General features: G+C 59.9%; 10 protein-coding genes. 8 read left to right on the top strand and 2 right to left on the bottom strand.

Going from position 1 to position 11,289, the window contains the following annotated elements; translation table 11 throughout:
• Positions 1-107 precede the first annotated feature (107 nt).
• The 6 genes from J5278_RS06930 (at position 108) to J5278_RS06905 (ending at position 8,754) form a co-directional block, all read left to right on the top strand.
• Positions 108-1,688 (top strand): DEAD/DEAH box helicase, encoded by a 1,581-nt coding sequence (locus J5278_RS06930; protein ID WP_247749165.1) that lies wholly within the window; start codon positions 108-110, stop codon positions 1,686-1,688.
• A 302-nt stretch (positions 1,689-1,990) separates the two neighbouring features.
• Positions 1,991-3,400, top strand: a complete 1,410-nt coding sequence (locus J5278_RS06925; protein WP_142823435.1) for a circularly permuted type 2 ATP-grasp protein — start codon at positions 1,991-1,993, stop codon at positions 3,398-3,400.
• Positions 3,401-3,407: 7 nt separating this feature from the next.
• A complete protein-coding gene (locus J5278_RS06920; RefSeq protein WP_209184399.1) occupies positions 3,408-4,349 on the top strand; it encodes an alpha-E domain-containing protein in 942 nt (313 codons plus the stop codon).
• 12 nt (positions 4,350-4,361) lie between these two features.
• Positions 4,362-5,183 (top strand): transglutaminase family protein, encoded by an 822-nt coding sequence (locus J5278_RS06915; protein WP_209184400.1) that lies wholly within the window; start codon positions 4,362-4,364, stop codon positions 5,181-5,183.
• 109 nt (positions 5,184-5,292) lie between these two features.
• Positions 5,293-6,036 carry a TIR domain-containing protein gene (locus J5278_RS06910; RefSeq protein ID WP_209184401.1) on the top strand — a complete coding sequence of 248 codons (744 nt, stop codon included), beginning with the start codon at positions 5,293-5,295 and terminating at the stop codon, positions 6,034-6,036.
• A 156-nt stretch (positions 6,037-6,192) separates the two neighbouring features.
• Positions 6,193-8,754: an FAD-dependent oxidoreductase gene (locus J5278_RS06905; RefSeq protein WP_209184402.1), complete on the top strand. Its 2,562-nt coding sequence runs from the start codon at positions 6,193-6,195 to the stop codon at positions 8,752-8,754.
• Between the two features lie 39 nt (positions 8,755-8,793).
• On the opposite strand, the gene J5278_RS06900 is transcribed toward J5278_RS06905, so the two are convergent.
• On the bottom strand, positions 8,794-9,195 hold the full coding sequence (locus tag J5278_RS06900; protein WP_247749166.1) for a DUF4112 domain-containing protein: 402 nt from the start codon (positions 9,193-9,195) through the stop codon (positions 8,794-8,796).
• Between the two features lie 45 nt (positions 9,196-9,240).
• Entirely contained in the window at positions 9,241-10,107 is an 867-nt protein-coding gene (locus tag J5278_RS06895) for a transglutaminase family protein (RefSeq protein ID WP_209184403.1), read from the bottom strand.
• Between the two features lie 251 nt (positions 10,108-10,358).
• On the opposite strand from J5278_RS06895, the gene J5278_RS06890 reads away from it, so the two are divergent.
• Both J5278_RS06890 and J5278_RS06885 read left to right on the top strand, forming a co-directional pair.
• Entirely contained in the window at positions 10,359-10,805 is a 447-nt protein-coding gene (locus tag J5278_RS06890; RefSeq protein ID WP_142823440.1) for a PRC-barrel domain-containing protein, read from the top strand.
• A gap of 87 nt (positions 10,806-10,892) precedes the next feature.
• A complete protein-coding gene (locus J5278_RS06885) occupies positions 10,893-11,231 on the top strand; it encodes a hypothetical protein (RefSeq protein ID WP_209184404.1) in 339 nt (112 codons plus the stop codon).
• Positions 11,232-11,289 lie beyond the last annotated feature (58 nt).

Below are 11,289 nucleotides of genomic sequence, written 5' to 3'. Positions count from 1 at the left end.
CGGGGTTCTTGACGCCAGAGACCGACCGGACCGCAAGACGCGTTCCGGCGAACTCGTTTTTGGCGCCTCGAAAGGCAATTGAATTGACCACTTTTAGCGATCTTGGCTTGTCCGAACAGATTGTGACGTCTCTGACCCAACAGGGATATTCGACCCCTACCCCGATCCAGGCGGAAGCCATTCCGCTCGTTCTCCAGGGCCGCGACCTCGTCGGCCTCGCCCAGACAGGCACCGGCAAGACGGCCGCTTTCGGCCTGCCGATCATTGAAATGCTGATGAAGGACGGCAAGCGTCCTGAACACCGCAGCACCCGCACGCTGATCCTCGCGCCGACCCGCGAACTGGTGAACCAGATCGCTGCCAGCCTGAAGGAATACACCCGCAAGACGCAGCTGAAGATCGGCCTCGTCGTTGGCGGCGCTTCAATCAACAAGCAGCAGATGCAGATGGAACGCGGCGTCGACATTCTCGTCGCAACGCCTGGCCGCCTGCTCGACCTGATTGCCCGTCGCGCCCTGACGCTCGGCCATGTGTCCTACCTCGTCCTCGACGAAGCCGACCAGATGCTCGACCTCGGCTTCGTGCATGACCTGCGCAAGATTTCGAAGATGGTGCCTGCCAAGCGCCAGACGCTGCTGTTCTCGGCCACCATGCCGAAGGCCATCGCCGATCTCGCTGCCGACTTCCTGAGCAATCCGGCCCGTGTCGAAGTTTCGCCTCCCGGCAAGGCTGCGGACAAGGTCGAACAGTTTGTTCACTTCGTTTCCGGCCAGAACCATAAGACCGAGCTCCTCAAGGAATCGATGAACGCCAACCCGGACGGCCGCGCCATGGTCTTCCTGCGCACTAAGCACGGCGCCGAGAAGCTGATGAAGCATCTCGAGCACGTCGGCTTCGCGGCGGCCTCGATCCACGGCAACAAGAGCCAGGGCCAGCGCGAGCGTGCTTTGAAGTCCTTCAAGGACGGTGAAACCCGCGTTCTCGTCGCCACCGACGTCGCTGCCCGTGGCATCGACATCCCGGGTGTCAGCCACGTCTACAACTACGACCTGCCGGAAGTACCGGATGCCTACGTTCACCGCATCGGCCGTACGGCCCGTGCCGGTCGCGACGGCATCGCCATCGCCTTCTGCGCTCCGGACGAAATCCGTCTTCTGCGCGATATCGAACGCCTGATGTCCATCGACATTCAGGTTGCCAGCGGCGAAGCCCCGGCAGACCGTGCTCGTCCTGCCCGTGGTGGCGGTGGCGGCAATCGCTCGGGCGCCGGTGGCAACCGTGGTGGTGGCCAGGGCCAGGGTCGTGGCGCCGGATCTGGCGCTCCCCGCTCCGACGGCCGTCCAGCCCGTCGTCCGCGTCCAGACGGTGATTTCCGCAGCGAAACCCGCGGCGATCGCCCGGCAGCAGCGCGCGAAAACAACCGCACTGCCGATTTCCGTGGACAGCGCCCCGCGGAACGCGCCCCGCGTGAGATCGACAACGATCTGGCCTCGACATCGGACTTCCGCCCAGCCAAGGCGCCGCAGCGTGCTCGGCCAGCCGGCGACAACGGCGCACCACGCAGCCGTCCGCCGCATGGCCGCCCAGCTCACAAGGCTGGCGAAGCCCGCGGTCGTCCAGACGGCAACAACGGCCAGGCCCGCAAGCCAGCCGGCGGTCGCCCAGGCCCCCGTCGCGAACAGGCGTAAGCCAGACCATCTGACCTAACGAAGCGGCGGGAGCAATTCCGCCGCTTTTTCTTTACCTGGCGCATCGACCTCCGGCTGCTGCCGGCAGGGCATCCTGCAGCAAAAATAGCCAGCTGCGCAAAGGATGTGCAGAGCAAACATGCCAGCCGGAACGCTTCGCATATTAGTTATTCTGTCTATGCCAGCTTTTTCAGCGCTTGCCGGGCTTTCCCATTGGTTCCGAAATTCTATCTCCAACTGCGCATGCTTCTTGCATTGCTTCCGCCATTGTATTCAAATGAGAAAAAACGGGGACCGCAGCTTTGGCATTTGACGAAATGATAACGGCCGGTGAAAGCCCGCGCGCGCCTTATCAAACCTATTCGGAATGGTTCAACAACCAAGATCGCGCCCATCTGATTGCCAAGTCCCGCGACGCCGAGAACATCTTTCGCAAAACAGGCATAACCTTCGCGGTCTACGGACACGAAGATTCATCGGAAAAGCTGATCCCCTTCGATATCATCCCGCGCATCATCTCCGGCCGTGAATGGCGAAAGCTCGCGCAGGGCATCGAACAGCGCGTCATCGCACTGAATGCCTTCCTCGACGACATCTACCACAAGCAGGAAATCATCCGCGCCGGTCGGGTGCCGCGTGAACTGATCGAGAAGAATATCGCCTTCATCCCCGAGATGATCGGCTTCCGGCCTCCGGGCGGCGTTTATACCCACATCGTCGGCACCGACATCGTGCGCACCGGCGAAGACCAGTTCTATGTGCTGGAAGACAATGCCCGCACGCCGTCGGGTGTCAGCTACATGCTGGAAAACCGCGAAACCATGATGCAGATGTTTCCGGAGCTGTTCCATCAGAACAAGGTGCGCCCGGTCGAGGACTATCCGAACCTCCTGCGCCAGAGCCTTGCGTCGCTGGCCCCTCCCGGCTGTTCGGGTAAGCCGCGCGTCGCGGTCCTGACCCCCGGCATCTACAATTCCGCCTATTACGAACACTCGTTTCTTGCCGACATGATGGGCGTGGAGCTGGTCGAGGGCTCCGACCTCCGCGTCATCGACGGCAAGGTGAAGATGCGTACCACACGCGGCTATGAGGCAATCGACGTTCTCTACCGCCGCGTCGATGACGAATACCTCGATCCCCTGACCTTCCGGGCGGACTCTGCGCTCGGCATTCCCGGCATCATGGATGTCTATCGTGCCGGCCACATCACCATCGCCAATGCACCCGGCACCGGCATCTCTGACGACAAGGCGATCTACTCCTACATGCCGGAGATCGTCGAATTCTATACCGGTCGCAAGCCTCTTCTGGAGAACGTGCCGACCTGGCGCTGCTCCGAACCCGACAGCCTCAAATACGTGCTCGAGCATCTGTCCGAACTGGTGGTCAAGGAAGTCCATGGATCCGGCGGCTACGGCATGCTGGTCGGCCCGACCTCCTCCAAGAAGGAATGCGCCGAGTTCGCCGAGAAGCTGAAAGCCAGGCCGAACAACTATATTGCCCAGCCGACACTGTCGTTGTCGACCGTGCCGATCATGGTCAACAAGGGCATCGCGCCACGCCACGTCGACCTCAGGCCCTATGTGCTGGTTTCCGACAAGGTGCAGATCATTCCCGGCGGACTGACCCGCGTGGCGCTGAAGGAAGGCTCGCTGGTCGTCAACTCCAGCCAGGGCGGCGGCACCAAGGATACCTGGGTACTGGAGGACTGATACGGACATGCTTGGAAGAACCGCCAATGGCCTCTACTGGATGTTCCGTTACATCGAGCGCGCCGAAAACATTGCCCGCCTCGTCGATGCCGGAATGCGCATGTCGCTGACCCGCATGGGTGCTGTCGAAGACGATTGGGACGGCGTGCTGCAAAGCGCCGGCGTCCGCGAAACGTATGACGCCGGCCACGCCAAGCTCACCGGCGCCGACGCCATCGACTACCTTTTGCGCGACCGCAACAATCCCTCGAGCGTCATGTCCTGCATCGATGCCGGCCGCAACAATGCCCGCATGGTGCGAACCGCGCTGACACGCGAGACCTGGGAAGCGACCAACGAGTGCTGGATCGACCTCAAGGCGCTGCTCGGCAAACGGCTGAAGGCGGCGGAAATGCCTGAAGTCATCGATGCGATAAAGCGTCGCGCCGGACTGATTCGTGGCGCATTCCACGGCTCCATGCTGCGCAACGAACTCTACAACTTCGCCCGCATCGGCACATTCATCGAGCGAGCGGACAATACGGCACGCATCCTCGACGTCAAATATTACGTCCTGCTGCCATCCGTCTCGGCGGTCGGTTCTTCACTCGATAATGTCCAGTGGGAATCGATCCTGCGCTCCGTTTCCGCCCACCGCTCCTACAGCTGGGTCTACGATGCCGAATACAAGCCGTCGAATATTGCCGACTTTCTGATCCTCAACAGCCAGATGCCGCGCTCGCTCGCCTATTGCTACGAGAAGATCGTCAGCAATCTCAGCTATCTCGCCCGCGAGGATGGCGAACGTCTCGCTGCCCATGACACCGGTGAGAGCATCCGCAAAATGCTGCAGACGCTGGAGATCAAGGATATCATGAACAACGGCCTGCACGAATTTCTCGAGAACTTCGTCTGGCGCAATAACCAGCTCGGCCAGGAAATATCCGACGGTTATCGTTTCAATCAATAAGCGGGTTTGATCATGAGACTGAAGATTAGTCACGTCACCGAATACCGCTACGACGAACCGTCGCAATTCTCGTTGCAGAGGCTACGGCTGACGCCGCTCACCGGCCCCGGTCAGACAGTGGTCGACTGGTCGCTGACCGTCGAAGGCGCCAAGACGGAGGTCGAATATGACGACCAGTTCGGCAATCGTACCAACCTGATGTCGCTCGATGGCGCGCAGGATCGCACCCGCATCGTCGCTATGGGCGAGATCGAGACGCACGAGCTGAATGGTGTGATCGGCCCACACTCCGGCTATTGCCCGCTCTGGCTGTTCCTACGCGACACGCCGCTCACCAAGGCCGGCAAATTGACCAAGGAACTGGTGCGTTCGGCGACCGGCGAGAGCGAGATCGGTCGCATGCACGCGCTGATGGGCACCATCAACCGGACTGTCGAGTATATCCAGGGCACCAGCGATACCGAGACGACAGCCGAGCAGGCGCTGGAGAGAAAGAGCGGCGTCTGTCAGGACCACGCCCACATCTTCATCGCTGCCGCCCACGCCATGCGCATCCCTGCCCGCTATGTCTCGGGCTACCTGATGATGGAAGGCATTACCGAGCAGACGGCGACCCATGCCTGGGCAGAAGCCTACATGCCGGGCCTTGGCTGGATCGGCTTCGACCCGGCAAACGACATCTGCCCGGACGAACGCTATGTCCGGATTGCGACAGGCCTCAGCTACCGCGACGCCGCTCCCGTCTCAGGGATGCGCATCGGCACGCCCGGGGAAAGCCTGACGGTGAAGGTAACGGTCGAAGCAGAACAAATGCAGAGCCAGTCGCAAAGCTGAATGCTGCACCACTTCCTTTAGCAATATCACCGCACCATAATTGTATACGCCTGCCAGAAAACCCCTTAAGTTGAATTTTACCGAATTTCTACTATGGGAAGTGTAAGCGATGTCTTTGGTATTTATTAGCCACGCAGCAGTCGATAAGCAGATAGCGAACCAGTTTCAACAGGACGTCAAGGCTGATTTTTTAGGCTTGTGCGACGTTTTCGTTTCCTCGAACCTGGATAGCATCCAAGCGGGTTTCGAATGGAATCAGGTTATTAAGGCTAAGCTGATTGAATGCTCCATCCTCATTGGTCTGCTTTCACCGATCGCTCTTACGCGCGGGTGGGTGTATGCGGAATTTGGAGCCGGATGGGTGCGCGGAATACCCACTGTTCCTGTTTGTCACTCTGGACTTGATAGAGGTCAACTACCTGAACCGATTTCAGCATTCCAGGCATTGAACCTCTCGGAGCCCGACCATCTCGCCCATCTTTACACTTTAGTCGCCAAGGCGGTCGGATGTAATGTTCCGCAGATCGATTTCGTGGGCCGCACGAGCTCATATCTTGAAACAACGGAAGGAATTCGCACTCGGAGATTGGTCACAGATTGGGCAAAGCAGCTCATAAACTGGAATCCTACAATGATGGAATCTCTCAAATTAAATGGCTCAGAAGAAGGAATCATGGTGCCAGCCAATCTTGATCAAGCTTTCCAAGATTTCGTCACGGAAGCGATGTCGCGCGGCTACTTAGTGATAAAGCGGGCGGGAGTTGCGATAGGAACGCGGGTTGGGCCCCAAGCGTCAGTGTTCGATGTCTCCAGAGGAGAAAAATTTGACGAATTGGTAGCCTCTCTCAATTAATGAAGCGTTCCGCCTCGCTGGAATGCTCCATGACACGGACCAACAATTCGTAACAAGCTGCTGGTCGTGGGGCATTTTGATAATGTCGCAGACAGGCTTCAGTCGACCCGCCGCTTGTTCTAATGTCGCCTCACAACACGAAGCGGAGTGGCATTCATGGCAGAGTTCCCGAACAAGGCGAAGGTCGTTATCATCGGTCTAGGGGGCATCGTCGGTGCCTCCATCGTCCACCACCTGATTGAGCGCGGTTGGGACGATATCGTCGGGATCGACAAATCGGGCGTGCCTACCGACATAGGCTCCACTGCCCATGCCTCGGACTTCTGCTACGCCACCAGCCATGATTTCCTCTCCTGCTGGACAACCCTCTATTCCATCGATTTCTACGAGAAGATGGGCCATTACGCCCGCGTCGGCGGCATCGAGGTCGCGCGTGTCGGCGACGACAGCCGCATGGACGAAATCAAGCGCAAGGTCGCCTCGGGCAAGGCCTTCGGTACCCGCGCCGAATTGATCGGCCCGGCCGAGATCAAGGCGAAATTCCCGCTGATCGAGGAAGACCTGGTCCAAGGCGGCCTTTGGGATCCGGATGCCGGCCTCGTCATTCCTCGCTCGCAGACGGTCGCCGGCAAGCTGGTCGACCAGGCCGAAGCCTCCGGCAAGCTCAAGGTGTTCGCCAATACCTCGGCGCGCTCGCTAGTGGTGGAGAATGGCCGGATCAAGGCCGTCGTCACCGACCGGGGCACCGTCGAGGCCGATTACGTCGTCGTCTGCGCCGGCATCTGGGGCCGCCTGATCGCCGAGATGGTCGGCGAGGACCTGCCGGTCATGCCGATCGACCATCCGCTGACCTTCTTCGGCCCCTACACCGAGTTCGCCGGCACCGGCAAGGAGATCGGCTGGCCGCTGATGCGCGACCAGGGCAACTCCGCCTACATGCGCGACACCGGCGACCCGAAGACAGCCGAAGGTGGCCAGATCGAGTGGGGGTATTACGAGGAAACCAATCCGCGCCTCTGTCATCCCCGTGAACTGCTCGAAAAGCACCAGACCCGCCAGTCCCCATCGCAGCGCGATCTCGACCTCGAGCAGGTGCTGGCGCCGCTGGAACGCGCCATGGAACTGACGCCGATCCTGGCCGAACTCGGCTACAACGAAAGCCATTCGTTCAACGGGCTGCTGCAGGTGACATCGGATGGTGGCCCGTCCATGGGCGAAAGCCAGAAAGTGCGCGGTCTCTGGTATGCCGTTGCCATCTGGGTCAAGGACGGCCCCGGCATGGGCAAGCTGATCGCCGACTGGATGACTGACGGACGCACCTCCATCGACCATCACGCCGTCGACTATTCGCGCTTCTATCCGCACCAGATGGAAGAGCAGATGATCTGGGATCGCTGCTCGGAAACCGCCACCAAGGTCTACAATCCCGCCGTCCACCCGCGCGAGCCCTTCTCCAAGGGCCGCAATGTCCGCCGTTCGCCGTTCTGGGAGCGCGAGAAGGAACTGGGCGGCTACTTCATGGAACTGGGCGGCTGGGAGCGCGCCCATGGCTATGCAGCCAACGAGCATCTGCTGGAAAAATACGCCGACCGCGTACCGGTACGCGAGAACGAGTGGGACAACCGCCATTTCTGGCGCGTCTCCAACGCCGAGCATCTGGCGATGAGCGAGGATTGCGGCATCGTCAACCTGTCGCATTTCGCCATGTTCGATATCGAAGGTCCGGATCACGTCGAACTGATGGAATGGCTCTGCGCTGCCAAGATCGGCGGCGACGGCAATATTGGCAAAGGCATCTACACCCACTTCCTCGACGAGGAGGGCATGGTTCGCGCCGACTTTACGGTGATCCGCATGGCTGATCGCTGCCGGATGATCGACGGCGCCGACGCTGGCCCGCGCGATTTCCACTACATGCGCCGCGTCGCAGAGGACAAAGGCTTCGATGTCACCATCACCGACGTCACCGAGAAATACATCACCATCGGCATCTGGGGACCGAATGCTCGAGAGACGCTGCAGAAGGTGGTCGAAGATCCTGCCGCGCTCGCCCCTGAAAACTTCCCATTTGCAGCCATCAAGCCGCTGAAGATCGGCGGCAAAAACGTTACGGCGTTCCGTATCTCCTACGTCGGCGAACAGGGCTGGGAGTTGCACATGGCCTATGACGACGGCCTTGCCGTCTGGGATGCCTTGCGCGCAACCGGCGTGATGGCCTTCGGCGTCGAGACCTATGCCAACTCCCGCCGCATGGAGAAAAGCCTGCGCTTGCAGAATGCCGATCTTCTGACGGAGTACAATCTTCTGGAAGCAGATCTGGCTCGTCCCAAGGTCAAGGAAGCGGATTTCGTCGGCAAGGCAAAGCATCTGGAATATCGCGCCAGAGACCATCAGCCAGCCATGCTCTGCACGCTCGTGATGACGGACAACATCGATGCCAAGGGCGTGGCGCGCTACCCCGTTGGCATCCTGCCGGTCATGGATCCCGAAACCGGCGAGACGCTGGTCGACGAACTCGGCCGACGCTCCTTCACCACCTCCATCTCCTACGGCCCGACGATCGGCAAGAATATCGCGCTTGCCTATCTGCCATGGTCCCATGCCGAGATGGGTCGCAAACTTATAGTCGAGTATTTTGGCAAGACCTACCCGGTCGAGGTGGTCGCCGTCGGCTACAAGCCGCTTTACGATCCCGACAACCTCAAGCCACGAAGCTGATGGGCAATCGGGCACTCCGCAACCGGAGTGCCCGCGCTGCTAACGCCTTCCGGCAAAGAGCTCTCGTTCTTCCACTTCGAAATGCTCCAGAAGGAGCTGGACATTGCGCCGGTTGGATTTGAAATAGACGTCGAAGAGATCGCCGATCAGCGGCACGCTCCCGGCGACCGTATCGAGCCCGATATTGCCCAGCATTTTCAGAAGCAGCTGGTTCGAAACGCCCAACCGTCTCGCCTCGTTGACGATAACGAGGCCGATCAGCGCACCGCCAGCGTCGCCGATGCCCGGGACAAGCCCCATCACCGAGTCGGCGCCGAAGCTTATGCCGGTGCCCGGTATGCGGATGGCGCTGTCCATCAGCCGGGCAATGCCGTGGGCGCGGCGCAATCGGCTGACCAACTCGTGGCGTTGCATCGCCTGGCCCGTGTCAGTTCTTGTCATGAATACCTCTGTCAGCCGCCAGCACGGCGGCAATTTGTGATAGCCTCACTGGGCGCCGGCGTTCGGCGCCGGCTCTTCCGTGGAGATTGCATCCGTCGTCCGCCCAGGCTTCTCGCCGGACCCGTCCGCATGCTCGACGGTGATCTTCACCGGACCGGGCTCCATTTTGCCGAAGGGAGACGCAAAGGCGATTTCAGCCGCGTCACGCCCGACGCCGATCCGCACCAAACCATCGAGATTGGCCTGGCGGGTGGCATCGAACAGCCACCATCGGCCACCCATGTAGGCTTCGAAAACAGCATGGAAATCGCGAGGCTCGAGCCCGTATGCGTAACAGGACACAAAGCGGGCCGGAATATTCAGAGCGCGGCAGAAGGCAATGCCGATATGCGCGAAATCGCGACACACGCCGGCCCGCAACAACAGGCTTTCGTCGGCCGTCGTCTGCTCGTTCGACGCACCCCGGCGGTAATCGATATTCTCATGGATCCAGTTGCAGATCGCCGTCACACGTCTGTGCCCACCAGGCATCGCTCCAAACTCTCGGTTGGCGAAGGCAGCCAGCCGGTCCGAGGGCACGAACCGCGACGGCAGCAGGAACGGCACGATATCGAGCGGCAGTTCGGACAGCGGCGTCTCGTCGATGGTCTCCGGGTCGGCGCGGAAGACATCGAGCGTCACCTCAGCCTCATATGAAAGGTGGAGCGGACCCGGCGACGCGTCGATGCTGAGATAGCGATTGTTGATATCTGGAACCACATGGGTCCGGCGCTTCAGATCAGGGGTGATGATCAAACGTTCGGTGAGCTGCTGATGACGCATCAGTCTCGCAACTTCCAGATTGAAGATGAACGTCGTCGGCTCGAGAACCTCGTACGACAAATCGCAGCCGAGCCTGTATCGTACGGTCATTTCCAATCCCTGACAGCGTGTGTTGTGCAACGCTCCCAAACAGTTCACCCGCCATTTTGTTCCAGCCGATATCAGCGCATGACCTGCAATTATCAGGGCTCAGCGAGTGGCCTCCTTATATTAGACACTTATCGGCGGATTGAAGGAAAGCGATTTAAAACAACGCCCTATGGAACAAAATTCATCTTCAGGAATTTCTTATCCGCACTGGCCGACACGTCGTCGGCCTACATAATCCTAGGGAGTCCTTTATGAAATTCCGTTCGCTCGTTGCCGGTCTGACGCTCACACTCATCGGTGGTGCAGCCTTTGCTCAGACGTCGGCAGCTACCGGGGCAGATGCCACGATGGCAGGCCCAGGCATCACCATGGGCAAGATGGCTAGCGGCCCCCTGAAGTACGTCAACATTCAGGACACCGACATCGTCACTTCGAAGCTGATCGGCGTCGACATCTACAACAAGCAGAATGACAAGATCGGCGAAGTCTCCGACATCGTCATCGGCGGCGGCAAGTCCGTCATCGGCATCGTCGCCAGCGTCGGCGGCTTCCTCGGCCTCGGCGAAAGCTATGTCGTGCTCGACCCATCGTCTGTCGCCCTCGCCGACGATAACGGCACCTGGAAGGCCTATGTCGACACCTCCAAGGAAGACCTGACGAAGGCTCCGAAGCTCGACTACTCCAAGTTCAAGAAATAATCGCCGACAACCGAATTGGGCCAGCCATTGTGCTGGCCCTTTTCGCGTCTCCCGACCCACCTGAAACGCAGCGGAAAGATTAATCCCATGACCTACAAGACATTGATCCTCGCCACCGTCGCCGCTGCCTTTCTGGTGACACCGGCGCTCGCCCAGACCAAGGAAGATCCTGCAGTGACCGCATGCAAGGCCACCGGCCTGATCGCTCTGCAGGCAAAATCGCCCGACATCACCGACATCGTTTTTGACATGGAGAGCCTGGCCGTCAGCGCCGCGGATACCAAGGTCGAGGATGTTTCGGTGAAAACGGTGCTGCTCGGCGAGGCCTATCTCTCGCGCAAGGGCGTGACCGGTAAATCCGACCGCTTCGTCTGCCTTCTCGGCGACAAGGGCAAGGTCCTGCTGACGTTCTTCACCGCGCAGTAAGGTATCAGGCCAGCCGGACCAACGGCTCGGCAGCGATTTTGAACGTCTGAATGGCATC

This window comes from Rhizobium sp. B21/90 (assembly GCF_019355815.1).
Classification (GTDB): domain Bacteria; phylum Pseudomonadota; class Alphaproteobacteria; order Rhizobiales; family Rhizobiaceae; genus Rhizobium; species Rhizobium rhododendri.
Note: the sequence above shows the minus strand (reverse complement) of the source record. Positions and strands in the feature narration are given on the sequence as shown.